The following is a 22,523-nucleotide window of genomic DNA, read 5'->3' on the forward strand; positions in this document are numbered from 1 at the left end:
GGACGAGAAACGATCAATGGACGCCCCTCTCAGGCGGCCTTGTCGTTCTGATGCTCCTGCATGGAGGCGAGGGGAGCCTCGAGGCGACAGACGAGGCCGGTCGGCGCGTAGGTCAGCTTGACCTCGCCCCCGACCTCGGCCGCGAAGCTGCGTTCGATCAGGCGAGATCCGAACCCCTTCCGGGTCGGCTTCGCGAGAATGGGCGGTCCGCCCTGCTCGGCCCAGGTCAGGCAGAACCGCGGCGCCTCGCCTTCGTGCACCACGTGCCAGCGCAGATCCACGACCCCGCTCTCGTTCGCGAGCGCGCCGTACTTGGCCGCGTTGGTGGCGAGCTCGTGCAGGGCGAGAGCCAGGGTGAGGGCGGCCTTGGCGGAAAGGTGCACGTTCGGGCCGCTCATGCGGATTCGGTTCGCGGCGGATCCGCGATGCACCGCGAGCGCCCCCTCGATGACGTCCGCGATCGGCGCCGCGGTCCAGCTCGACTGGGTCAGGATGTCGTGCGCACGGCCGAGAGAGATGAGGCGTGCGGCGAAGGCCTCGCGCGCCTGCTCCTGGTCGGGCGCGTTGCGGAAGGTCTGGCTCGCGATCGCCTGGACGAGGGCGAGCGTGTTCTTGACCCGGTGCTGCAACTCGCCGGTGAGCAGGCGCTGGTGCTCCTCGGCGCGCTTGCGCTCCGTGATGTCGAGCATGGCGCCGATCATCCGGATCGCGCGGCCGATCTCGTCGCGGATGACGTAGCCGCGGTCGAGGATGTGGGCGTAGGAGCCGTCCGCGCGCAGGAACCGGTACTCGTCGGCCCAGGCCGCCCCGGTTCCGTCGATGACGGCGTGGATGCCGGCGTCGATCCGGGCCCGGTCGTCGGGATGAATGTGGGAGATCCACCAGTCGCCGGTCGGCTCCACGGCGTCCGTGGCGTGGCCGTGGGCGGTCAGCAGCGCCTCGTTCCAGAGGAGGTGGTTCGTGGCGAGGTCCCAGTCCCAGACCGCATCGTTGGTGGCGCGGGCCGCCAGCCGGTAGCGCTCCTCGGTCTCGCGCAGCGCCTCCTCCGCCTGCCGGCTCTCGGTGACGTCACGCACCGTGCCGATGAAGCGCACGGTGCGGCCGTCCCGGACGAAGGATTGCCCCTTGGCCGCGACCCAGCGCTCGACGCCGTCCTCCAGCCCGACGGTGCGGTAGGTGATGTCGTAGGTGCCGCTCCCGGTCGGGTCGAGGGCGGCCCTCACGGCGTCGTCGACCCAGCCTCTGTCCTCGGGATGCAGTCCGGCCAGGAAGATCTCGTAGGAGACGGCCGCGTCGGGCGGCAGCCCGAACAGGGCGCGGGTGCGCCCGTCCCAGCCCAGATCGCCGGTGACGAGGTCGTAGTCGAAGATGCCGGTATTCGCGGCCTCGACGGCGAGCCGCGCTTGCTCCTGCGCCCGTCGCAGTGCCGCCTCGGCTTCCTTGCGGTCGTGTATGTCGCTGTTGCTGCCGAGCCAGCCGATCGCTGCGCCGCTCGCGTCCCGCAGCGGCTCGGCCCGGATCAGGAACCAGCGATAGGTCCCGTCGACGCGCCGCAGGCGGGCCTCGGTGTCGTAGACGGCCTCACGCGTGCGAGCATTCTCCCAGGCCCGCATCAGGCCCGGCAGGTCGTCCGGGTGGATGACCTCGCCCCAGCCGAGCGGCAGCGCCTGCTCCGGCGTCTGGCCGGTATAGGCGTACCAGCGATTGTTCAGGTAGCTGAGGCTGCCATCGGGGTTGCCGAACCAGATGATCGCCGGGGCCAGCTCGGTCAGCGCCTCGAAGCGCTCCTCGGCCACCTTGCGCTCGTGGATGTCGAGGGTGGTGCCGATCCAGCTCGTCAGAACCCCCGCTGCATCGCGGACCGGTCGTGCGCGCGAGAGAAACCAGCGGTATTGTCCATCCGCCCGGCGCAGCGGGAACTCGACCTCGTAGACACGCTCGCCCTTCGCCGCCGCGAGCCACGCGTCGCGGACGCGCTCGCGGTGGCCCGGGTGGATCGCGCCCATCCAACTCGCCTCCCCGGTCTCGCCGGGGGGCAGGCCGGTGTAATCGTACCAGTAGGCGTTGCAGTAGGTGATGGTGCCGTCGGCGTCGCCGAACCAGACCACCTGCGGGCTGACCTCGACGAGGGAGCGGTAGCGCAACTCGCTCTCCTGCAGCGCGGCCTCGGAGGCGCGGTGCTCGGTGCGGTCGCGCAGGATCTTGAGAAATCCCAGGTGTTCGCCGTCCTCCGACGTCAGCGGCATCATCTCGCCGGCCGCCCAGAAGCGGCTGCCGTCCTTGCGCAGGTGCCAGCGCTCGTCGGGTGCGCTCCCGGTCCCCAGTGCGAGATTCATCTCCGCCGGCGGCCTGCCTTCGGCGCGGTCCTCGGGCGTGAAGAGGGTAGCGACCGGCCGGCCGAGCATTTCCGCCTCGGTCCAGCCCAGGATGCGCTCGGCGCCGGCGTTCCAGCGGGTGACGCGCCCCTGCGGATCGGCGGCCACGATGGCGTAATCGGTAGCGCTGTCGAGAATGCGTTCGTGAAGCCGGCGCTGCTCCGCCTGCTCGCGCAGGGATCGACGCAGCTCCATCTGCGCCATGGTCTGCCGGGCGAGCCGCGCCAGTCCTCGGCGCTGACGCTCCGAGAGTTCCCGCGGCTGGGTGTCGAGCACGCAGACGGTGCCGATGGGCTGCCCCTCGGCGGTCTTCAGAAGGGCGCCGGCGTAGAAGCGCAGGCCGGGCTCGCCGGTGACGAGCGGGTTGTTCTCGAAGCGCGGATCGCGGGCGGCGTCCGGTACGTAGAGAAACTCCTCCTGCAGGATCGCCTGCCGGCAGAAGGAGGTCTCGAGCGGGGTCTCGCGAACGCCGAGCCCGACCTCGGCCTTGAAGAACTGCCTCCCCTCACCGACGAGATTGACCACCGCGATCGGCGTCTCGCACAGTTCCGCGGCGGCTTCCGCGATCTCGTCGAAATCCTGCTCCCGCGGCGTGTCGAGCAGCCGATAGCGGTCGAGCGCCCGAAGGCGCACGGCTTCACTCTCACTCGTCGTGGCGCAATCCATGATTGGCAGGCTTGGAAGCTCGGGTGGTCCCATCAGATGTGAACGCCGGGTGGGATTGAAAGGCCGAGCACGACCTTTGCGCGAATTCCGGTGCCGTGAGGTCACGGCGGCCCGCCACCTCGACCGCCAGACGATTTTTTCGGTCCCTCTTCCCCTCCATCGGAGAACGGAAGCGAGTACAACCGGCGATACCGACAGGGGCCGTGACCCGGCACCCTCGCTCGGTCCGGATCCGGCACCGCACAGAGCACTCGGCGGCCGCGGCCCGACGAGCGACACCGGTTCCCTGAGTTGCCTGGTAACGACGCGACGGAAAGATGCCCGTGCCGAAGCGGAAGACGGATGCCACCCCGACGGCCAAGAGCCCGCTCCAGGAGATCGTCCAGACGCTGGACGCGGTCGGGAGCTGGGACTGGGATATCGGCAGCGACGTTCTGGTCGCGGACGCTCTGGTCGCCGCCTTCTTCGGCGTGGACGCGGAGCAAGCCGAGGCCGGCGCGCCGCTGCGCGATTTCATGGCCGGCATCCATCCGGAGGACCGCGAGCGGGTCGTGCGGGCGATCGGCCGGTGCGCGCGAGCGGGCGGCGCCTACGTCGCCGAGTACCGCGTCTGCGCCGCGGATGGGCAGATTCGGTGGCTCCTGGCGCGCGGGCGCTTCGACCTCGACCGGTCCGGTCAGCGCGGGCGCGGCATCGTCATCGACATCACGCCCGCACGGATGAGTGACGAAGCCTATGTCTCCACCGAGATGTTCTCGTCGCACGATCCCCTCGACGCGGCGGCCGACCGCTGCATCGCCGCCCAGAAGGCAGTCGAGAAGGTCGGAGACCGGGATTTGCAGTTCCTCGCCGACATGCTGCTCTTCGAGGTCGGCCGCAGGCTGGCGGGGCGGGAGGATCAATCGCGCCGCAGGCACCTCAACTAGGCCCAATCCTCGGCCCGGCCGCAATGCGCGGCCCGCGCGGAGCGGCGGGTCGGGCGACCCAAAATTTTCCGGGATGGGGCACAACAAGCTTGCGCACAATCTGAATTTCGCACATTGTATGCATTTAGCCCAACCGCCCTGCCAGAGATGGCGCCCGTGCCTGCGCGCGGCCGCACGGCGTCGCAAGGAACGCACATGACCAGTCTCGATCCCCACGGTTCGCGCGAGAAGGCAGGCGTGGAGGGCGCCGGCAAGGAACGCGCGGCCGTGCGTCTGCCGGCGGCCGCCCAGCACTCGCTCGACCAGATCGCGGAAGCGCTCGGCGTGACGAACGCGTTGCTGAGCCAGGACCCCTCGGCCGTGACGGACGGGAGCGGACGCGTCAGGCTGGCGGAGGCCACCGAGTTGTTGCAGGCCTTCATCAGGATCGACGATGCAGAGGCACGCCGGCGCTGCCTCGACTTCGTGCGGGACACCGCCCTCCGACGGCGCCCGGACCGCGCCTGAGGCGCGAAGCGTCCGCCGGCGGTGGGGTCGGGTCCCTGAACCGCCCTGCCTCCGGCGAGCGTCAGAGCGCGCGTGACCCGACGGGATGCCGGTCCGCATCGCGCCGGGCCGTCACCCCGGCGTCGAGGAGGACGCCGCTCAGGCGCTTGGAGATGAAGTCGATGTAGCTTCTGGCCTTGGCCGGCACCAGCCGCGATGTGGTCACGATGTAGACCGGCGTGGCCGGCAGCTGCCAGTCCGGCAGGACCGGCTCCAGCCGGCCCCTGTGCACATCGCGCTGCACATTGATGTCGCTGGACATCGTGATGCCACGCCCCGTGATCGCGAGACGCCGTGCGAGACTGCGGCTGTTGCAGGAGAGGCGCCCGGACACCGTCGTGTTGACGACCTCGTCCCGGCGGGTGAACTGCCACGTCGCCGTGGACGATGCGACGGGCAGGACGATGTCGTGCTCCGACAACTCGTGCGGGTGCCCGGGGCGACCGCGGGATCGGAGATAGTCGGGTGCCGCGAACAGCCCGTTCGCCGTCGCGCCGACGCGGCGGACGATCAGCGAGGCCTGGGTGGGCTCCTCGTTGGTGATGGCAAGGTCGTAATCGTCCTGCACGAGGTCGACCTGGGACGCGTGAAGGTCGAGATACACGTGCACCTGCTCGTGCAGGCCCGAGAATTCCGCGGTCAGGTCGGACAGGTGCTGCACGGCCCAGAAATCGGGCGGTGCCGCAACCTTGAGGAGGCCGGCCGGCCCCCGTGCCTGGGTGATGAGGGCGTCGAAGCTGCGCTGCGCGTCCTCCACGAGCTGCGAGGCCTGAGCGAGGTAGGTCTCCCCGGCGGGCGTCAGGGCGATCTTCCGCGTGGTGCGGTCGAGCAGGCGGATGCCGAGGGCGGCCTCGAACTGCGAGATCCGCCGCGAGAGCGAGGACACAGGCATGTCCAGCGCCTCCGCGGCCCGGCTGAAGCTCATGCGTTTGGCAACTTCAACGAACAGAGCGATGTCCCGAAGGATCTGCGGACTTGGCATCGCCGTGGCTCCCCCCTGCAGCGGAAGCCGGTTGGCTCCGCCCTATCCTTCCGTCCATGTACAACCATAGGTACTAATGCGGAAGTTTAGAACAGGTTACAACGAGCCTATCGAGCTGGTAAACGATACATGAATGCGGTCACCGCAATAGGATGATTGAATTTCCATTGTATTTGATCGGATTTTCCGTCGAAAATTCGCGATCATTCCGATCCCTCGATCTGCCTCGATGGGCGGAGGCACGCTTCCGGCAGGGGAATTTTCCAACCACTGAATAGGTTTATCCATCAGCGGGTCTTCTTTCGTCCTGCGGGCTCTGACAGCATGGTCAGGGATGACAATCGTTCGGCTGACGTTTCGGACGAATGCTTTCCGTCGGCGCTGCATCGACCCCTCGAATGCATCCTTGGCGGCGAAACGGACGGATGCCGGACCGCGATAAGGCCTGTTTGCGCATGTCCAACGAGGTTTTTGCCACGCCCCTGATGGCTCACGTCAATCCGCGGCGGCCGGAACTCGGCAAGCGCCGCATCGCCTCCGTGTCCGAAGGGCTCTCCGCCCTCTACGGCGCGGCGCTGATCGAGGTGCGCGACGGGGCGCGCAGCGACCTCTGGGACGAGGCCGCGGGCGCCCTGTGCACGGCCTACTTGCAGTCGGATCCGGCGAAGACGGAGGCGGCGCGCGCGGCGCTGGAGCGGCTTCTCAAGGCCGTCTCACCCATCGTCAACAAGCGGCGCAGGGCCCTCGTCTCCGACGACCTCGCCCTCTGGTACGCCGCGGGGGCGCTGCCGTCCTAGGGCGCGCTGCTCCGCGCCAAGTCGTTGAAGGGCCTCAAGGATGCTTGTGGATCGGGTCGATCCAGTGGACGGCCTCGGGCCGCTCGACGGGCTCGACATCGGGCAGGTTGACGACCACCGCCTCGTTGTCGGAGCGCACCAGCACGCAGTGCAGGGGCTCGTCGGTGGAGGCGTTGATCTCCTGGTGGGGGACGAAGGGCGGCACGAAGATGAAGTCGCCGGGGCCGGCCTCGGCGACGAATTCGAGCCGGTCGCCCCAGCGCATCCGGGCCCGGCCGGAGACGATGTAGATGACGCTCTCCAGGGCGCCGTGATGGTGGACGCCGGTCTTGGCGTCGGGCTCGATCGCCACCGTCCCGGCCCAGATCTTCTGGGCGCCGACCCGGGCCGCGTTGATGGCAGCCTGGCGGAACATGCCGGGGGTCTGGGCGGTGTTCGGGTCGAGCCGGTCGCCGGGGATGACGCGCACACCGTCGTGCTTCCAGCGATCCTGTTTCGAGGCCTCGGAACGTAGATCGCGATCATCGTCCGCGTTGTCGTGGTGGCCGTGTCCGTCGCCGATGTCGTGCATGTCGTCTCCGCCCCAACTGCGTGCGCCCGCGCATCATCGCACGGCGACGAGCGCCTCGGAAAATCCCGTGTCGACGATGGCCTCGGCGCGCGGTGCGCGGGCCTGCGGGATCAGGCCGGCGCGGACGTAGAGGTCGATGATGCGCTGCTCGTCGGCGATCACCGCCGCATCGATTGGCACCGTGCGGTACTGCGCGCGGCCGAACCAGCGCAGCGGCACGGCCTCCGGCAGGCCGATCAGCTTCGACCACGCGGCGGCGTAGGGCGCGGGATCGCTAAGCGCCCAGGCCCGTGCCCGGGCGAGGCGCGCGGCGTAGTCGGCGAGCAGCGCGCGCTTCGTCCGGAGTGCGGTGTCGCTCGCCACCGCGAAGCTCAGGCCCGGCGTGATGCCGTTGCCGTCGCGCAGGACGCGCACGAGGCCGGCGAGCTCGGCCGCCGAGGTGTAGGGCTCCCAGGTCGACCACGCATCGACCGCGCCGGAGGCGAGCGCCAGCTTGGCGTCGGCGGGCGGCAGGAAGCGGAAGGCGACGCTGTCGGCGGGCAGCCCCGCCTCCTCGAGCGCCGCCAGCACGATCTGGTGGCCGATCGAGCCGCGGTTCGTGGCGATGCGCTTGCCGCGCAGATCCGCGACCGTGCGGATCGGAGAATCCGGGGGGACGAGGATGGCGAGCCCGTCCTGCCGGTTGCGGAAGGCGAGGAAGGCCTTCACCGGCACGCCCGCGGCGGCCGCGAAGGTGAAGGGCGCGTCGCCGACGCAACCCGCATCGATCGCCCCCGCATTCAGCGCCTCGAGGAGGGGGGCGGCGGCCGGGAACTCGCTCCATTCGAGCCGGTAGCCCAACCCGTCGAGGACGCCCGCCGCCTCCATCAGGGCGCGGGCATTGCCGCGCTGGTCGCCGACCCGCAGCACCTCCTCGGCCCGGGCGGGCGCGAGGGCGAGAACGACGAGGGCGACGAGCGCGAGGAGGCGGCCCGGCATCAGGCGGCCTCCGCCGTGCCGGAGGCGGCCTCCGCCGTGCCGGTTCGCCGGGCGAGCAGGCTGCGGAAGGCGGGCAGCAGGCTGCGGCCGTACGCGATCGCGTCCTCCAGCGGGTCGAAGCCGCGGATCAGGAAGGTGCGCACCCCGAGATCGTGATAGTCGAGGAGCGCCTCGGCGACCTGCTCGGGCGTGCCGACGAGGGCGGTGGAATTGCCTGCGGCGCCCGTCTCCGCGGCGATCGCGGTGTAGAGCCGCTTGTCGAGGCGCGTGCCGGCGGCGGCCGCGGCGAGGAGGCGGCGCGAGCCCTCGTTCTGCGGGCTCGCCGCGGGGCCGAGGCCCGTGGCGGCGCGCAGGTCCCGGGTCCGCGCCAGAATCGCGTCCGCCCGCGCCCAGGCCCGTTCCTCGGTCTCGGCGAGGATGGGGCGGACGGAGAGGCTGAAGCGGGGATCGCGCCCGTGGGGGGCGGCCGCCGCCCGCACCCGGCCGATCAGCTCGCGCACCTGCGCCTGGGTCTCGCCCCAGAGGGCGGAGGTGTCGGCGTGGCGCCCGGCCACCGCCAGCGCCGCCGGGGAGGCGCCCCCGAAATAGACCGGGATGGCGCCGACCGGCTTCACCTCGGAGAAGCCGCCCGCGACCCGGTAATAGGTGCCCGCGTAGTCGAAGGGGGATTCGGCGGTCCAGCTCAGGCGGGCGATGTCGAGGAACTCGGCGGTGCGGGCGTAGCGCTCGTCCTTGCTGAGATGGTCGCCGTCCTGCGCGAGTTCCCGGTCGTCGCCGCCGCTGATCGCGTGGATCGCGACGCGCCCGCCCGTGAGCTGGTCCAGCGTCGCGAATTGGCGCGCGGCGACGGTGGGGGCCGTGAAGCCGGTGCGGTGCGCGATCATCAGCCCGAGCCGCGTCGTCGCGGCGCCGATCTCGGCGGCGAGCAGGAGCGCGTCCGGGGCCGTCGCGTAGAAGGCGACGAGGATGCGGTCGAAACCGCCCCATTCATGGGCCTGGGCGAGCAGCCGGAGGTAGTCGCGGTCGATGGCCGAGCCCAGCGGCGCATGCGTCTCGGAGACGTAGCGCGGGGCGGCAAAGCCGATGAACTCGACCGCGTCGGGCGGAAGATGGCTCATGGATGTCTCCTTCGGTATCCGGACCGGGCGGGTGCGGGTCGCTTCAGGCGCCGAGGACGGCGCGGCCGGCCTGCATCCGCACCGCGTCGCCCTGCGGCCAGTGGATGCGCGCGCAGAGAACGTCGCGCAGGTGCCGTTCGAGCGGGTTGGCGCGCGACAGGCCGGCATTGCCGCAGAGTTCGGCCGCGCGCTGGACCGCGGCGATGGCGTTCTCGGTGACGGTGATCTTGACGAAGCCGGATTCCTGCGCGGCCGGCAGGCGCCCGGAATCGGTCTCCGCCGCAAGGCCCGCGACGAGGCGGGCGTTGACGCTGAGGAGGCGCTCGTTCTCGCCGACCGCCTCCTGGAAGCGGGCGAGGCTCGCGAGCGGCGCGCCGAGGCTGCCGGGCCGGCGCCCGCGCAGGAAGCCGACGAGCCAGCCCTGCGCCGCCCGCGCCACGCCGTCGTAGAGGGCGGCGAGCAGCGCGCAGCTCCAGGCCTGCTGCAGCGGGTCCGGGCGCGCCCACGCCTCCGGCGCCCGCAGGTCGACGGCGTGGTCGTCCGGCACGAACACGTCCTCGAGGAGGACGTCGTGGCTGCCGGAGGCCCGCAGGCCGAGATGGTCCCAGGTCTCCTCGATCCGCACGCCCGGGGCGTCGAGGGGCACCAGCAAATTGCCGGTGCGCGGCTCGGCCTCGTCGGTGCGCGCGAAGACGAGGCCGTAGGCGAGGCCCGGCGCCCCCGTGGAGTAGATCTTGCGGCCGGTGACGCGCCAGCCCGCCCCGTCGCGCCGGGCGATCGTGGCGGGCAGGCCGCCCCGTGCCGGCGTGCCGAGTTCCGGCTCGACCCGGAGCGCATTGATCAGGGCGCCCCGCGCCGCGGCGGCGCGGCCGAAGGCGTCGGCGACGGGACCCGGCCAGGGCGAGCCGTCCCGCAGGACGAGGCCCTGCTGGAGGAGCGTCATGGCGAGGACGAGGGCGGTCGCCGGCTCGCCCGCCCCGATGGCGCCGACCGTCTCGACCGCCCGCGCGAGCCCGCCGCCGGCGCCCCCGAGACGGCGCGGCACGCAGAGCGCGAGGAGGCCGGCCTCGCGCAGGGCCGCGATGTTCTCGTGCGGGAACGCGCCCGTCCGGTCGTGCTCCGCCGCGCGTTCGGCGAAGCTCTGGGCAAGGGTTCGGGCAACGTCGAGGGACGGGACGGCGGCGGTCATGTCGGGCTTCGAGGGAGGGGGCCCGGACAGGTCCGTCGGCCATGCGCGCATCGTCCCGCATCGCGCCGCGTCCCGTCAACGAAACGATCTTTCGAAATAGGGAGGCTGCGCAGCCTGTTCTTGTCGCGATCCAGGGGAATATACGTGTGATCTTCTATCGACTGCCCGTCGCAGGACGAATACGCGGTTCTCAGTGCGGGACGACGTGCAATCGTCCGGTCCTGGTTCGCTGCCTGCCGTGCCGGGCCGCGAGCGCGCGTCCCGATGAAGTCCTTCTCGATCTTGAGCCGTTGCTGCGGACTTTCTTGTCCACATGAAGAAATGTTGAGAATAAGCTTCCATTGACTTCGCGCGCAAGCGAACGAAGACTTGTTGCAACATGTGTCGAGCGAGCGGGGCTGCGCCTGCGCGGCCTGGCCGCGGGCGGCTCCCGTCGCGCGCATGTCCGATTCCAACAACCCGCCGCGCACCGCGCACCGGAGACCGCCATGACCGACGAGCCCACGCGCCCCGGCCCCCTGCCGTCGCGCCGGTTCCTGCTGCGCGCGGGAGCCGCCGCCGCTGCGCTGCCGCTGGGCTTCGGCGCGAGCGCCGTCCGGGCCTGGGGGCCCGGCCCGGCGGCGCCGTTCGATCCCGGCCCGCTCTGCGGCCCGGCCGCGGCGGAGGGGCCGGCGGGACCCCTGAAACCGATCCGGCTCGCCTGGAACGCCACGGCGATCTGCACCGCCGCGGCGCCGCTCGCGAAGGAGCGCGGCCTCTTCGCCCGGCACGGGCTCGACGTGGAATTCGTGAATTTCGGCGGCTCGACCGAGGCGCTGCTCGAGGCCATCGCCACCGGCAAGGCCGATGCCGGGATCGGCATGGCGCTGCGCTGGCTGAAGCCCCTGGAGCAGGGCTTCGACGTGAAGATCACCGCGGGGCTGCACGGCGGCTGCCTGCGCCTGCTCGCGGCGAGATCCGCCGGGATCACCGACATTGCCGGGCTCAAGGGCAGGACCATCGCGATCAGCGACCATGCCAGCCCGGCCAAGAACTTCTTCGGGCTGCTGCTCGCCCAGGCCGGCATCGACCCGGAGAGCGGGGTCGAGTGGCGGCAATACCCCGCCGACCTCCTCAACCTCGCGGTGGAGAAGGGTGAGGCCCAGGCGCTCGCCGATTCCGACCCGCGTACCTGGATCTGGCGCAAGGATCCGCGCTTCTCCGAGGTCGCGACCAACCTGTCGGGGAGCTACGCGAGCCGCACCTGCTGCGTGGTCGCGGTGCGGGGCAGCCTGATCCGCAACGACCGCGCCGCCGCGGCCGCGCTCACCCGCGCCGTGCTGGAGGCGGGCCACCGCGTCCACCAGGACCCGGAGGATGCGGCGCGGATCTTCTCCGGCTACGGCGGCAAGGGCTCGGTGGAGGACCTCGCCGCCATGCTGCGCAGCCAGGAGCACGGCGACCGCCCGGTCGGCGGCGACCTCAAGGCGCAGCTCATCCTGTACGGCGAGGAACTGAAGCAGGTGAACGTCCTCAAGCGCACGACGGACACGGCGAAATTCGCCGAGCGCGTCTACGCCGACGTGCTGAACTGAGGGCGCGGCATGCGCAACCTCACGGGCAGCGCCCTCTTCGCGGGCGCGCTTCCCCGCGCCGCCTCCCTGCCCGACTTGCCGCGGGCGCTGCCCTGGAGCGGGCTCGCCGCCGCTGCGGCCTGGCTCGCGCTCGCGGGGGCGACGCTGGCGCTGCCCGAGAGCGGCGACTTCCCCCGCACGGGATCCCTCGCGACGGGGGCGGGCCTCCTCGGGCTCGCGCTCCTGCCCGCGAGCCTGCTCGCCTCCCGCCTCGGCCGGGCCGGGGCGCGGCTGCGCCACGGGAGCCCCTGGGTCGCCGCCCTCGCGCTCGGGCTCCTCGCCTGGGAACTCGTGACCGCGAAGTTCGAGCTCCTGCCGATGCCGTTCTTCCCGCCGCCGCAGGCGATCCTGGAGGTCTTCCTCGACGATTGGCCGAAGCTCGGCGGCAGCATCCTCAACTCGCTGAAGCTGCTGGCGGGGGGCTACGCGATCGGCGCCGCGCTGGGCTTCGCGCTCGGCGTCGCGATCGGCTCGTCGCGGGCGGTGGGATACTGGGCGCACCCGGTGCTGCGCTTCGTCGGGCCGCTCCCGGCCACCGCGTGGCTGCCGCTCGCCTTCTTCGTCTTCCCCTCGTCCTGGTCGGCCAGCACCTTCCTCGTCGCGCTCGCCACGGGATTCCCGGTCACGGTGCTGACCTGGTCGGGGGTGGCGGGCGTCAACAAGGCCTATTTCGACGTCGCCCGGACGCTCGGCGCCTCGCCCGCCTTCCTCGTGCTCCGGGTCGCGATCCCGGCCGCCCTGCCGCACGTCTTCGTCGGCCTGTTCATGGGCCTCGGCGGCTCCTTCGCGGTGCTGGTGGTCGCCGAGATGCTCGGCGTGAAATCGGGCCTCGGCTGGTACCTGCAATGGGCGCAAGGATGGGCCGCCTACGCCAACATGTACGCGGCGCTCATCGTGATGGCGCTGATGTGCTCGGGGCTGATCACCCTGCTGTTCCGCCTGCGCGACCGGGTGCTCTCCTGGCAGAAGGGGCTGGTGCAATGGTGACCGCGACGCAGGAACGCCCCGCCGCCCGGATCGCCAATGCGGCCCCGGCGGGCGCGATCGGAGCCCGGCTGACGATCGAGGCCGTCAGCCACGCCTTCGACATCCGCGGCGCGGCGCTCCCGGTGCTCGACCGGGTCGGGCTCGCGGTGGAGCCCGGCGGCTTCGTGGCCTTGCTCGGCCCTTCGGGCTGCGGCAAGTCCACCCTGCTGCGGCTGATCGCGGGGCTGGAGCCGCCGGACGAGGGCCGCATCGCCGTCGACGGGCGGCGCGTCGACGGGCCGGACCCCTCGCGCCTCCTCGTCTTCCAGGACCCGACCCTCTACCCGTGGCGGACCGTGCGCGGGAACGTGGCGCTCGGCCTCGAGGCGCAGGGCGTCGGGAGCCGGCGGGCCGCGCGGATCGAGGCCGCTCTGCGCCTCGTCGCCCTCGACGGCTTCGCCGACGTCTATCCCCACCAGCTCTCCGGCGGCATGGCCCAGCGGGCGGCGCTCGCGCGGGCGCTCGTCAACGAGCCGCGGCTCCTCCTCCTCGACGAGCCGCTGGGCAAGCTCGACGCCCTGACCCGCCTCGCCATGCAGGCCGAGATCCTGCATCTCTGGCAGGAGAAGCGCTTCACGGCCTTGCTCGTCACGCACGACGTCGAGGAGGCGCTGGTTCTGGCCGAGCGGGTGATCGTGCTCGGCGACCGCCCGGCCGCGATACGGGCCGACATCCGCGTCGACCGGCCCTATCCGCGCCACCGCGACGATCCCGAGCTCGTGCGCCTGCGCCGCGAGATCCTGGGCATCCTCGGCCAGCCGACCTGATCGGGGCGGAGGGCCGACGGCTCGGCCGATGCGCGCCGGAGCGCCACGAAGAATCGGACAAGATAATCCTCCGCATCTTTCCCGTGCGCGGAGGGCTCAGATCTCTCGCTGAACAGTAAAACGAAAGTCCGTTTCGTTGACGCGCCGACGATGTTCCGGCGATGATCATGCCGCGGTCCGCGAAACGTTCGGGAGCCGCGTTCGGTGCACGGGCGAGAGCCCGGTCCCCGATCCGGCCCCGGACACCTCGCGGATCTGCCCAATTCCCGCAGCGGCGCCCTTCGGCGGCGCCCGGTGGCCGCCCGCGGCTGCCGGGGCGCCGACGATGCCCTGCGCCCTCGCAACGACCCTGCCGGAGACCGTCCCGTGCCGCGCCCCATCCCCCACACCCTCGGCCTCGCCGCGCTGATCGCGCTCGCCCTCACCGCACCCGTCGCCGCGCAGGAGCCCGTCGCGGCCCGCGCCTCCGCCGAGGCGAAGGAGCCCGCCCGCGAGAGCGCCCTCGTCTCGACCGAGTGGCTGGAGAAGAACCTCGACGCCCCGAAGCTGCGCATCGTCGAGGTCAGCGTCGAGCCCGGCCAGTACGAGCGCGGCCACATCCCCGGCGCGCAGAACGTGGTCTGGCACACCGATCTCGTCGAGACGGTGAGCCGGGACATCGCCGGGCCCGAGAAGTTCGCCGCCCTCGTTCGCAAGCTCGGCATCGACCGCGACACCACGGTCGTGCTCTACGGCGACAACAACAACTGGTTCGCCGCCTGGGGCGCCTGGGTGCTCGCCCAATACGGCCTCGTCGACAGCGTCAAGCTCCTCGACGGCGGCCGCAAGAAGTGGGAGGCGGAGAAGCGCCCCCTCGACACCCGCACCCCGGAGGTCAAGGCCACGGCCTTCCAGGCGGCCCAGCCCTCGGCCGGCCTGCGGGCGCGCTTCGCCGACGTGCTCGCCGTGGCGCGCAAGGAGCGCGATGAGCAGATCCTCGACATCCGCTCGCCGGACGAGTTCTCCGGCAAGGTGATCGCGCCGGCCGGCGTGCAGGAACTCGCCATCCGGGCCGGCCACATCCCGGGCTCGGTGAACGTGCCCTGGGCCAAGGCCGTGAACCCGGACGGGACCATCAGGTCGACGGCCGAGCTGAAGGCGCTCTACGCCGCGGCCGGGATCGACGGCTCGAAGCCGATCATCACCTCCTGCCGCATCGGCGAGCGCTCCAGCCATTCCTGGTTCGTGCTGAGCCGGATCCTCGGCTACCCCGTGCGCAATTACGACGGCTCCTGGACCGAGTACGGCAACGCCGTCGGCGTGCCCGTGGTCAACCTCGCCGGCACGGTCTGGGGCGGCAAGTGACGGCAGGGTTCGGAGAGGCGCGAGGGCCCGCCCCGGCGCCTGCCCCCGCGGCGCGGGCCTCGCTCGCGCGCCTCGCCGAACCGCTCGGGATCGCGGTCGCCGTCGCGCTCGGCCTCGGCATCGCGCTCTCTGCCCAACGCCTCGCCGCGGAACCCGGCGGGACGCGCCTCGGCCTCTCCCTGGTGCTCGGCGCGCTGTTCGGCTTCGTCCTGCAGCGCTCCCGCTTCTGCTTCCTCTGCCTGTGGCGGGACTTTCTCGACACGGGCGACCCGCGCGGCATGCTCGGCATCCTGACGGCGCTGGCGGCGGGGCTCGTCGGCTACGCGGTCGTGCTCGGCGCCTGGATGCCGGACCCGTCCGGCACCCGCCTGCCGCCGGACGCGCATATCGGCCCGGTCGGACCCGTCCTGGTTCTCGCGGGCCTCGCCTTCGGCGCGGGCATGGCGGTCTCCGGCTCCTGCATCAGCGCCCATCTCTACCGGCTCGGCGAGGGCTCGCCGACGGCGCCCTTCGCGCTCCTCGGCACGACCCTGGGCTTCGCGCTCGGCTTCGCGACCTGGAACCCGCTCTACCTCGCCAGCGTGTCCGAGGCGCCGGTGCTCTGGCTGCCGCGCCATCTCGGCTACGCGGGCTCGCTCGCCGCGAGCCTCGCCGCCCTGGCGGCGCTGGCGTGGCTCCTCCACCGCCTCGGCCGGGTCCCGGGAGCGGCGGCGGAACCGGCCTCTCCGCTGGCCGCAATCTTCGTCGCGCGCTGGCCGACCTGGATCGGCGGCCTCGCCGTCGGCGCGATCGCCACGGCCGCCTATCTCCGGGTCGCGCCCCTCGGCGTCACGGCCGAGATCGGCGGGCGCACCCGTCAGGCGGCGGCGCAGCTCGGCCTGCTCCCCGAGCGCCTCGAAGGGCTCGACACCTTCCGCGGCTGCGCGACGGCCGTCCGCGACGCGCTCCTCACGTCGAACGGCCTCTTCGTCGGCGGCCTCGTGCTCGCCGCCTTCGCCGCCGCCCTCGCCGCCGGCCAGTTCCGCCCCGCCTGGCCGAGCCCGGGCCAGGCCGTCCGGGGCCTCCTCGGCGGCCTGCTCCTCGGCTGGGGGGCGATGACGGGCCTCGGCTGCAGCGTCGGCACCCTGCTCTCCGGCGTCATGGCCGGCGCGGTCTCGGGCTGGGTGTTCGGGTTCGCGATGTTCGCGGGCGTCACCGCCACGCTATTCGCCGGCCGCCGCCTCCGGCTGATTCCCTGACGCAGGTCGCCGCTCGGCCCTGGTTGCGGGGAGGCGCGATGCGCCGTATCCGCGGCGGGCGATGCCCGGTCCCTCGCTCCGCTCCGCCCGATTCCCGAGCCTCTTTTGTGAGATCTGCGCGCGTCTGCCGCTGTTCGAGGATCTGCGCCCGGAGCTGATCGCGCGCCTCTCGGCGGCCGGGCTCGGGCGGGGGCTGCTCACGGCATCGCTGCGCGCCCGCCTCCGCAAGGCGGGCTTCGCCGATCTCGGCCAGATCGCCCAATCCGCCCCGGCCGCGATCCTGCAGGTCAGGAAGTTCGGTCCGGTGCGGGTCGAGGCGCTGCGCGCCTTCATCCTGGAGGAGATCGCCCGCGCCGCGCCCGGTGCGCGGGTGCGGCACGCGGCCGAGGCCCTGGCGGAGCGGCGGCTCGCCCGGCTTCGGGAGATCCCCCTCGACCGCCTGCCGCTGGAGGCGGACGAGATCGCGCGCCTCGCCTTCGCGCGGACCTGCGCCGATCTCGCCGCTCATTCGCGCATGGCGCTGGTCCACCGCGGCGCGATCGCGTCGGCCGACCTCGATCGCCTCGTCACCACGCTGGCCCGATTTTTGGGGGAGGGGGGTCCCATCATCCCTGCGCCGGCCGCCCTGCCCGAGGAGGCCGACGGGTCGGAGGCGCGCCGGGCGGCCTCGCTCGCGGAGCGGGACCGCGAGTGGGAGGAGGCCGCGCCCGCGCGCGGGCGGCCTCGCGAGCGCTCGGCCTGACACCGCGATCGGGAGGGGCCTCGCCTCAAGCGGCTCCCGCACCGGCGCCCGGCAGGCCGAGCGGCGAGAGGCGCGGCAGCGGGGGCTTCCCGTCCCGCGGCCGCAGCAGGCCGAGGCAGCGCCGCTTGAGGTCGATGAAGGCGGGGTCGGTGACGAGGTCGCGCCCGCGGGGGCGGGGAAAGCCGAGCGGGATGTCCTCGAGGATGCGGCCCGGGCGGGACGACATCACGAGCACCCGGTCGCCGAGGAACAGGGCCTCGTCGATGTCGTGCGTGACGAACAGGACCGTGGTCGGAAGGCGGGTCCAGAGGTCGAGCAGCATCTCCTGCATCATCAGGCGGGTCTGCGCGTCGAGCGCCCCGAACGGCTCGTCCATCAGGAGGACCCGCGGCTCGTTGATGAGGACGCGGGCGATCTCGACGCGCTGCTGCATGCCGCCCGACAACTCGTCCGGGTAGCGCTCGGCGAAATCCTCGAGCCCCACCAGGGCCAGGAAGGCGCGCGCCCGCGCGAGGCGCTCCGCCTTCGGGAGGCCGCGCATCTTCGGGCCGAAGGCGACGTTCTCGATCACCCGCTTCCAGGGCAGCAGGGTGTGCTGCTGGAACACGATGCCCCGCTCGGGGTCGGGACCCGCCACGGTCTCCCCGTCGAGGCTGACGCGGCCCCGGCTCGGCGCGAGGTGCCCGGCCAGCGCGCCGAGCAGGGTCGACTTCCCGCAGCCCGAGGGGCCGAGCAGGCAGACGAACTGGCGGGCGGGGATCGCGAGGCGGACGCTCTCGACCACGTCGAAGGCGGCCTCGCCCTGGCCGAGGCGGATCGCGACGTCGGCGAGCTCGATGCGGCCGGCCCGCGCGGCGGATGTCGCGAGGGTGCTCACGAGCGGATCCCGGCGCGGGTCCAGGGCATCGCGAGGCGGCCCGCGGCCCGGACGAGGGCGCTCGAGCCCATGCCGAGGAGGCCGATCAGGAGCATGCCCACGACGATGTCGTCATAGTTCTGCAAGGTGTAGGCTTCCCAGGTGAAGTAGCCGATCCCGTACTGGCCCGAGATCATCTCCGCGGTGACGAGGCAGAACCACGCCGTCCCCATGCCGATCGCCGCGCCGGTGACGATGCTCTGCGCGGCCGACGGGATCACGACCTCCCGCAGGATCGCCCAGCGGCGCGCGCCGAGGCTGCGGGCGGAGGCCACGAGGCGCGGGCTCACGCCCTCCGCCCCGTGCACCGTGTTGAGGAGGATCGGGAACAGGGCGCCCGTGAAGGTGATGAACACCATCGACAGCTCGGAGGACGGGAACATCAGGATCGCGAGGGGGATCCAGGCCACGGCCGGGATCGGGCGCAGCACCTCGAGGGGCGGCAGCAGCAGGTCGCGCGCCGTGCGCGAGCGCCCGATGGCGAGGCCGAGGCCGACGCCCGCCGCGAGCGCCACGAGGAAGCCGCCGAGGACCCGGCCGAGGCTGGCGCCGATATGGGCGCCGAGCTTCGGCGACTGGACGAGGGCCGAGAGGGCTCGGGCCACGTCGAGCGGCGCCGGCACGTTGCGGAAGGTCACGAGGCCGAGATCGAGCCTGTGGCTGGCGGCGAGGTGCCAGCCGAGGAGGCCGAGGCCGAGCGCCCCCGCCCGCAGGGCGAGCCGCCGGAGGGGAAGGCCCGGCCGATGGGCGAGGCGGCGGTGCCCCGGCGCACTCGGGGCCGCGAGAGCGGGGACGGCCGCGTCGATCGCCGCGCTGCTCATCGGGCGCTCAGCCGCGGTTCGCCCGCGCGGGCGGCGGCGAAGTCGATCACCTCGCCCCCGTGCGCCTTCGAGAACGCCTCCGCGTCGCCCTTGAGCAGGAAGGCGTTGAGGCGCCGCTCGCGGTCGCGCACGTACCAAGCCTGCGCGGCGAACAGCTTGATGCCGCTGTTGCGGTCCTGCGCGTAGACGACCCGCGCGCTGCCGCCCGCCTTCTCGAGGTCCGCCAGCGCCGCGATGGCCGCCTCGGGCGAGGCGTAGGGACGGACCCGTTCCTCGCCCTTCACCCAGATCTCCGCGACGCGCGACACGTCCGCGATGGGCCGGCCGGTCGCCGCGTCGGGATTGCGCAAGGGCGATGGCGCGTAGGCGGCGAGCCGTGCCTCGTAGTCGATCCCGGCCTGCGCGCTGGCGGCGCGGATGAAGCGGTCGTCCACGAAACGGTCGACGTCGAGGTCGCCGTCCGCCTTCTTGAGGAGCTTCAGGGTCTCGATCGAGGTCTTCAGCGCCTGCCGGTATTCCGGCTTCCACGTGACGTCGCGGGTCTGCAGGCCCAGCGGGCCGTGGAAGAGGTAGGCGACCTCCGCCTCGATCCCGGTGACGCGCTCGACGAGTTCGGAATACTTCTCCGGCTCCGCCGCGAACAGGCGGTCGGCCTCGATCGCGGCGCGGAGATAGGCCGTCACGATCTCGGGGTAGCGCTCCGCGTAGCCCCCGTCGACGAGGGAGCCGTGGAAGGTCGGGGCGTCGGACTGGGAGCCGTCGTAGATCTTGCGGGCGATGCCGCGCCAGGGAAACAGCTCGGCGAAGGGCACGAAATCGGCGTGCGCCTCGATCTTGTTGGCCTTCAGGGCCGAGCCCGCCACCTCGGGGGCCTGCGTGATGATGGTGACGTCGCGCTCCGGGTCCCAGCCCTGCGCCTTGACGGCGCGCAGGAGCAGGCCGTGCGCGGTCGAGGCGAAGGGCACGGAGATCGTCTTGCCCTTGAGGTCCGCGAAGGATTGCACCGGCGAGGCCGTCGGCACGACGATGCCGTTCCCGCTGCCCCGGACGCTGCCGGACAGTACGCTGAGGAACAGGCTCTTGCGGCCGGCCTTGGCGAAGGCCGCCCCGTTCAGGGAGCCGGGGAAGTCGGCCATGGCGCCGAAATCGAGCTTGCCCGCGACCATCTCGTTGGTGAGCGGCGCGCCGCTGGTGAAGTTGCGCCACTGGATGTCATAGGTCGCGTCCTTGTACTTGCCGTCCTGCGGCAGGAACTTCTCCAGGAGCTTCAGCTCGCGGATCAGGAGGCCGCCGGTGGCGCAGTTGATCGTGGTGTCCTGCGTGCCCACGGCGACCCGGATGGTCTCGGCCCGGGCCGCGCCGACGAGGGTGGTGGCCGCCAGCAGGGCGGCGGCGAGGCGGCGGAAGGGGATCACGGGGGAGGCTCCGTCGACAGGGGCTTTGCGCGGCAACGGGCGGGCGGGATGCGACGCACCGCACTGCGGCAACCCGCCGATCGTCGTCCGCGCTCAGCATCGGAGGCGAGCAATTAATTGCATTGCCTCAGTAACGCCGAACAGAGACGGGCCTTGGGCCCGTGGTCGGAAACAAAAACCTCCCGGTCAGCTATGTTTTCGGAAGATCCTACTTCCCGGGCGTCCTTCTTTGGGATGGCTCGAACCGGGCGCGGAGGGATAATGGCCCCTCCCGAGGATGGATGGCCGAATCTCCCGCGGCGCTCCGCCCGATCCGTCCCAGCCCCGGAATGCCGCCGCCCATGCCGTCGACGCTCGTCGCCCTCACACCGTCCCGCACGCCGGCGCCGCTGATCGCCAGCGCCCTGTTCCTGAGCGAGAGCAGCGAGGGGCTCGACGACGGGGCCACCTTCCTCGACCGGCTGACGCCCGGCGAGGCGGCGCGCCTGCGCGAGGCCGGCCGCTGCCTGACCCTCGCGCCCGGGCAGAGCGTCTTCGAGCAGGGCGAGCCCCATTCGGGCATCTTCCTCATCGAGGAGGGCCGGGTGCGGGTCTTCTACACGGGTCCTTCGGGCCGGCAGATCACGCTCGCCTACTGGACGCCGGGCCATTTCATCGGCGGCCCGAGCCTCACCGGGGGCGGCAGCCACCAATGGTCGGGGGAGGCGATCGAGCCCTGCCGGGTCACCGCGCTCTCCTCGGCGACCCTGCGGAGCCTGCTGCGCCAGATGCCGAGCTTCGCCCTGTGCCTGATCGAGGCGCTGGAGGCGAAGGGCCGCTGCTACACGGCGATGGCGCAGATGCTGGGCACCCGCTCGGTGATCGAGCGTCTGGCCCAGCTCCTCCTCAATCTCGGCGACCTCTACGGACGGCGGGAGGGCGAGGCGGTCGTGATCCAGCGCCGGATCACCCATGACGAGATCGCCGCCCTGGTCGGCTCGACCCGGCAATGGGTGACGATGATGCTGCGGCGCTTCCAGGACGAGGGCGTCGTCGCGGTCGACAAATCCGTCATCCGCCTGACGCGCCCCTCCCGCCTGCAGGACATCGTCCAGGGCGAAGCCTGACGGCCCGGCCCGTGGGATCGCCGCGGGAGAAGGGCGCGGACGCAATCGGATCTCGCAGGCCCTGCATCCGGGCAGGGCCGGCGCGCGTTCCTGCCCGGTAGTGGCCGGAAGGATCCGCGATGACGACACGGCGTTCGGTTTGGCAGTTTCTGACGGGCCTGCCGCTCCTCGGGACCCTCGTGCCGGAGGCGCGCGCCGCGGACGGGCCGGCGGCTCCGGCCGAGGAATCGCCGACCGGGCCGCCCGGCACCACGATGCTCACCGTCTTCCTCCGTCACGATCAGACGAAGACCGTCAGCCAGATCAACGAGCACCTGAAGCATGCGGGCTGGTTTCGCGACTTCCCGCCCGCCGGTGTCGAGGTGGTGAGCTGGTACGTGATGATGGGCATCGGGCAGGTGGTGACGCTACGCTTCGCGCCCGAGCGGCTTCGCGAGGTCAACATCCTCATCGAGCGGGCGGCCTGGGGCGGTTTCCGCACCGAGTTCTATCCGACCTACGATTACCGCAAGCTCTATCAGGATTTGAAGGCGAAGATGGGCTGACGGCGTCTCCCCCGGCCGGGGGGCAAGGACGCGCGGCGACCCGGCCGGCTCGCCGGAGACGGTGCGCTTCCGCACTCGCCCTTTCGCGTCGCCGTGCCCCGCGCTCCTGTTGGTTCATATCTAAACCATTGAACCATCGAAGAAAGCGGTTTCCCGCGAACCGTACCCGTCGCCGTGATCCTGGTCTGGCGTATGGCTCCGTACAATGCCGCAGCCTATTTGCAAGTTGAACTGCCGGACGTTTGTTCATAACTGGTCAGGTCGTGAGGTTCTGGCCAAGACATGACGGAAGGTTTTAGCTTTCCGAGTTCATCAGGCCCAAAAGAGTTGCTGGATGGCCCGCTATTTCTTCGACGTGCATGAGCCCAGGGCGTCGATCATCGACAATGAGGGAGCGGAGTGTTCGCAGAGGTCGGATCTCTCCGAGGAGGTGCTCCGCGCCCTCTGCGAGATCGCGCGCGACCGTCCCGAGTCCTACCTCGACCAGAAGCTCCGGATCATCGTGAGGACCAGCGACAGCGAGGTCGTGCTCACCGCCTCCCTCGGGCTGACCCTGGCATGGCATTCCGAGGAGCGCAGCACCCGGGCGGCCTGAGGCCGATGTCCGGCGAGACCGGGCGGCCGGGCGAGTCGCTCGTTCGGACGCGCATCCTTTCCCCTCCGAGACCGTGACCTGGGTCACGGTCGCGGCCGGGCGCACCGACCATAAGAACCTCGGGGCCGAGAGGGTCGGCCCGGTTGGAGGAGGTTCTCATGGTTCGCTCGGTTCGTGTTCTGGCCGCCGCTCTCGTGATCGGCGTCGCGGCCTTCGGCGCGGGTGAAGCGTCCGCGCGCGGGTTCGG

General features: G+C 71.8%; 21 protein-coding genes. 12 read left to right on the plus strand and 9 right to left on the minus strand.

Annotated features, from left to right (window positions below; genetic code table 11):
- Positions 1-29 precede the first annotated feature (29 nt).
- Entirely contained in the window at positions 30-3,041 is a 3,012-nt protein-coding gene (locus E1J50_RS08055; RefSeq protein WP_132252312.1) for a PAS domain S-box protein, read from the minus strand.
- A 323-nt stretch (positions 3,042-3,364) separates the two neighbouring features.
- Here E1J50_RS08055 and E1J50_RS08060 point away from each other — a divergent pair, with 323 nt between their 5' ends.
- Positions 3,365-3,967, plus strand: coding sequence for a PAS domain-containing protein (locus E1J50_RS08060; RefSeq protein WP_165937817.1), 603 nt, complete (start codon positions 3,365-3,367; stop codon positions 3,965-3,967).
- A gap of 195 nt (positions 3,968-4,162) precedes the next feature.
- On the plus strand, positions 4,163-4,474 hold the full coding sequence (locus tag E1J50_RS08065; RefSeq protein WP_132252273.1) for a hypothetical protein: 312 nt from the start codon (positions 4,163-4,165) through the stop codon (positions 4,472-4,474).
- A 61-nt stretch (positions 4,475-4,535) separates the two neighbouring features.
- On the opposite strand, the gene E1J50_RS08070 is transcribed toward E1J50_RS08065, so the two are convergent.
- On the minus strand, positions 4,536-5,495 hold the full coding sequence (locus E1J50_RS08070; RefSeq protein ID WP_132252275.1) for a LysR family transcriptional regulator: 960 nt from the start codon (positions 5,493-5,495) through the stop codon (positions 4,536-4,538).
- A gap of 455 nt (positions 5,496-5,950) precedes the next feature.
- On the opposite strand from E1J50_RS08070, the gene E1J50_RS08075 reads away from it, so the two are divergent.
- The gene (locus tag E1J50_RS08075) at positions 5,951-6,292 is read left to right on the plus strand and encodes a hypothetical protein (RefSeq protein ID WP_132252277.1); all 342 of its coding nucleotides are present in this window, start codon (positions 5,951-5,953) and stop codon (positions 6,290-6,292) included.
- Positions 6,293-6,326: 34 nt separating this feature from the next.
- Here the strand turns inward: E1J50_RS08075 and E1J50_RS08080 are convergent, their stop codons facing one another.
- From E1J50_RS08080 to E1J50_RS08095, 4 genes are read right to left on the minus strand one after another with little or no spacing between them, the layout of a single operon-like run.
- Positions 6,327-6,863 (minus strand): cupin domain-containing protein, encoded by a 537-nt coding sequence (locus E1J50_RS08080; RefSeq protein WP_132252279.1) that lies wholly within the window; start codon positions 6,861-6,863, stop codon positions 6,327-6,329.
- 33 nt (positions 6,864-6,896) lie between these two features.
- Positions 6,897-7,841, minus strand: a complete 945-nt coding sequence (locus E1J50_RS08085; RefSeq protein ID WP_132252281.1) for an ABC transporter substrate-binding protein — start codon at positions 7,839-7,841, stop codon at positions 6,897-6,899.
- Positions 7,841-8,959: an LLM class flavin-dependent oxidoreductase gene (locus tag E1J50_RS08090; RefSeq protein ID WP_132252283.1), complete on the minus strand. Its 1,119-nt coding sequence runs from the start codon at positions 8,957-8,959 to the stop codon at positions 7,841-7,843. Before E1J50_RS08090 ends, E1J50_RS08085 begins: the two co-directional genes overlap by 1 nt.
- 43 nt (positions 8,960-9,002) lie before the next feature.
- The gene (locus E1J50_RS08095; RefSeq protein ID WP_132252285.1) at positions 9,003-10,148 is read right to left on the minus strand and encodes an acyl-CoA dehydrogenase family protein; all 1,146 of its coding nucleotides are present in this window, start codon (positions 10,146-10,148) and stop codon (positions 9,003-9,005) included.
- Positions 10,149-10,636: 488 nt separating this feature from the next.
- On the opposite strand from E1J50_RS08095, the gene E1J50_RS08100 reads away from it, so the two are divergent.
- The 6 genes from E1J50_RS08100 (at position 10,637) to E1J50_RS27185 (ending at position 16,878) form a co-directional block, all read left to right on the plus strand.
- On the plus strand, positions 10,637-11,722 hold the full coding sequence (locus E1J50_RS08100) for an ABC transporter substrate-binding protein (RefSeq protein ID WP_132252288.1): 1,086 nt from the start codon (positions 10,637-10,639) through the stop codon (positions 11,720-11,722).
- A gap of 9 nt (positions 11,723-11,731) precedes the next feature.
- Positions 11,732-12,748 carry an ABC transporter permease gene (locus tag E1J50_RS08105; protein ID WP_132252290.1) on the plus strand — a complete coding sequence of 339 codons (1,017 nt, stop codon included), beginning with the start codon at positions 11,732-11,734 and terminating at the stop codon, positions 12,746-12,748.
- A complete protein-coding gene (locus E1J50_RS08110; RefSeq protein WP_132252292.1) occupies positions 12,742-13,554 on the plus strand; it encodes an ABC transporter ATP-binding protein in 813 nt (270 codons plus the stop codon). The genes E1J50_RS08105 and E1J50_RS08110 overlap by 7 nt, the downstream gene beginning before the upstream one ends.
- Before the next feature lie 366 nt (positions 13,555-13,920).
- Entirely contained in the window at positions 13,921-14,898 is a 978-nt protein-coding gene (locus E1J50_RS08115) for a sulfurtransferase (protein ID WP_425374918.1), read from the plus strand.
- Entirely contained in the window at positions 14,895-16,136 is a 1,242-nt protein-coding gene (locus E1J50_RS08120; RefSeq protein WP_342635894.1) for a YeeE/YedE family protein, read from the plus strand. Before E1J50_RS08115 ends, E1J50_RS08120 begins: the two co-directional genes overlap by 4 nt.
- A gap of 61 nt (positions 16,137-16,197) precedes the next feature.
- On the plus strand, positions 16,198-16,878 hold the full coding sequence (locus E1J50_RS27185; RefSeq protein ID WP_165937818.1) for a hypothetical protein: 681 nt from the start codon (positions 16,198-16,200) through the stop codon (positions 16,876-16,878).
- 25 nt (positions 16,879-16,903) lie between these two features.
- On the opposite strand, the gene E1J50_RS08130 is transcribed toward E1J50_RS27185, so the two are convergent.
- Genes E1J50_RS08130 through E1J50_RS08140 form a run of 3 tightly spaced genes read right to left on the minus strand, consistent with a single transcriptional unit; the run spans position 16,904 to position 20,027 of the window.
- Positions 16,904-17,755: an ABC transporter ATP-binding protein gene (locus E1J50_RS08130; protein ID WP_132252296.1), complete on the minus strand. Its 852-nt coding sequence runs from the start codon at positions 17,753-17,755 to the stop codon at positions 16,904-16,906.
- Positions 17,752-18,615, minus strand: a complete 864-nt coding sequence (locus E1J50_RS08135; RefSeq protein WP_132252298.1) for an ABC transporter permease — start codon at positions 18,613-18,615, stop codon at positions 17,752-17,754. Before E1J50_RS08135 ends, E1J50_RS08130 begins: the two co-directional genes overlap by 4 nt.
- A complete protein-coding gene (locus tag E1J50_RS08140; RefSeq protein ID WP_132252318.1) occupies positions 18,612-20,027 on the minus strand; it encodes an ABC transporter substrate-binding protein in 1,416 nt (471 codons plus the stop codon). The genes E1J50_RS08135 and E1J50_RS08140 overlap by 4 nt, the downstream gene beginning before the upstream one ends.
- Before the next feature lie 344 nt (positions 20,028-20,371).
- Here E1J50_RS08140 and E1J50_RS08145 point away from each other — a divergent pair, with 344 nt between their 5' ends.
- From E1J50_RS08145 to E1J50_RS08155, 3 genes are all read left to right on the plus strand, one after another.
- A complete protein-coding gene (locus tag E1J50_RS08145; RefSeq protein WP_132252301.1) occupies positions 20,372-21,136 on the plus strand; it encodes a Crp/Fnr family transcriptional regulator in 765 nt (254 codons plus the stop codon).
- Between the two features lie 119 nt (positions 21,137-21,255).
- The gene (locus tag E1J50_RS08150; protein ID WP_245516483.1) at positions 21,256-21,681 is read left to right on the plus strand and encodes a hypothetical protein; all 426 of its coding nucleotides are present in this window, start codon (positions 21,256-21,258) and stop codon (positions 21,679-21,681) included.
- Between the two features lie 334 nt (positions 21,682-22,015).
- Entirely contained in the window at positions 22,016-22,276 is a 261-nt protein-coding gene (locus E1J50_RS08155) for a DUF6894 family protein (protein WP_132252303.1), read from the plus strand.
- The last annotated feature ends 247 nt before the right edge of the window (positions 22,277-22,523 follow it).

The sequence above is a fragment of the Methylobacterium segetis genome (assembly GCF_004348265.1).
In the GTDB taxonomy this organism is placed as follows: Bacteria; Pseudomonadota; Alphaproteobacteria; order Rhizobiales; family Beijerinckiaceae; genus Methylobacterium; species Methylobacterium segetis.

Excerpts from the sequence above, each read along its gene's own strand:
- E1J50_RS08145 (WP_132252301.1), top strand. The coding sequence starts at position 20,372 with ATGCCGTCGACGCTCGTCGCCCTCACACCGTCCCGCACGCCGGCGCCG.
- E1J50_RS08100 (WP_132252288.1), top strand. The coding sequence starts at position 10,637 with ATGACCGACGAGCCCACGCGCCCCGGCCCCCTGCCGTCGCGCCGGTTC.
- E1J50_RS08090 (WP_132252283.1), bottom strand. The coding sequence starts at position 8,959 with ATGAGCCATCTTCCGCCCGACGCGGTCGAGTTCATCGGCTTTGCCGCC.
- E1J50_RS08095 (WP_132252285.1), bottom strand. The coding sequence starts at position 10,148 with ATGACCGCCGCCGTCCCGTCCCTCGACGTTGCCCGAACCCTTGCCCAG.
- E1J50_RS27185 (WP_165937818.1), top strand. The coding sequence starts at position 16,198 with ATGCCCGGTCCCTCGCTCCGCTCCGCCCGATTCCCGAGCCTCTTTTGT.
- E1J50_RS08105 (WP_132252290.1), top strand. The coding sequence starts at position 11,732 with ATGCGCAACCTCACGGGCAGCGCCCTCTTCGCGGGCGCGCTTCCCCGC.
- E1J50_RS08150 (WP_245516483.1), top strand. The coding sequence starts at position 21,256 with ATGACGACACGGCGTTCGGTTTGGCAGTTTCTGACGGGCCTGCCGCTC.
- E1J50_RS08135 (WP_132252298.1), bottom strand. The coding sequence starts at position 18,615 with ATGAGCAGCGCGGCGATCGACGCGGCCGTCCCCGCTCTCGCGGCCCCG.
- E1J50_RS08080 (WP_132252279.1), bottom strand. The coding sequence starts at position 6,863 with ATGCACGACATCGGCGACGGACACGGCCACCACGACAACGCGGACGAT.
- E1J50_RS08070 (WP_132252275.1), bottom strand. The coding sequence starts at position 5,495 with ATGCCAAGTCCGCAGATCCTTCGGGACATCGCTCTGTTCGTTGAAGTT.
- E1J50_RS08065 (WP_132252273.1), top strand. The coding sequence starts at position 4,163 with ATGACCAGTCTCGATCCCCACGGTTCGCGCGAGAAGGCAGGCGTGGAG.
- E1J50_RS08075 (WP_132252277.1), top strand. The coding sequence starts at position 5,951 with ATGTCCAACGAGGTTTTTGCCACGCCCCTGATGGCTCACGTCAATCCG.
- E1J50_RS08155 (WP_132252303.1), top strand. The coding sequence starts at position 22,016 with ATGGCCCGCTATTTCTTCGACGTGCATGAGCCCAGGGCGTCGATCATC.
- E1J50_RS08110 (WP_132252292.1), top strand. The coding sequence starts at position 12,742 with ATGGTGACCGCGACGCAGGAACGCCCCGCCGCCCGGATCGCCAATGCG.
- E1J50_RS08055 (WP_132252312.1), bottom strand. The coding sequence starts at position 3,041 with ATGGATTGCGCCACGACGAGTGAGAGTGAAGCCGTGCGCCTTCGGGCG.
- E1J50_RS08085 (WP_132252281.1), bottom strand. The coding sequence starts at position 7,841 with ATGCCGGGCCGCCTCCTCGCGCTCGTCGCCCTCGTCGTTCTCGCCCTC.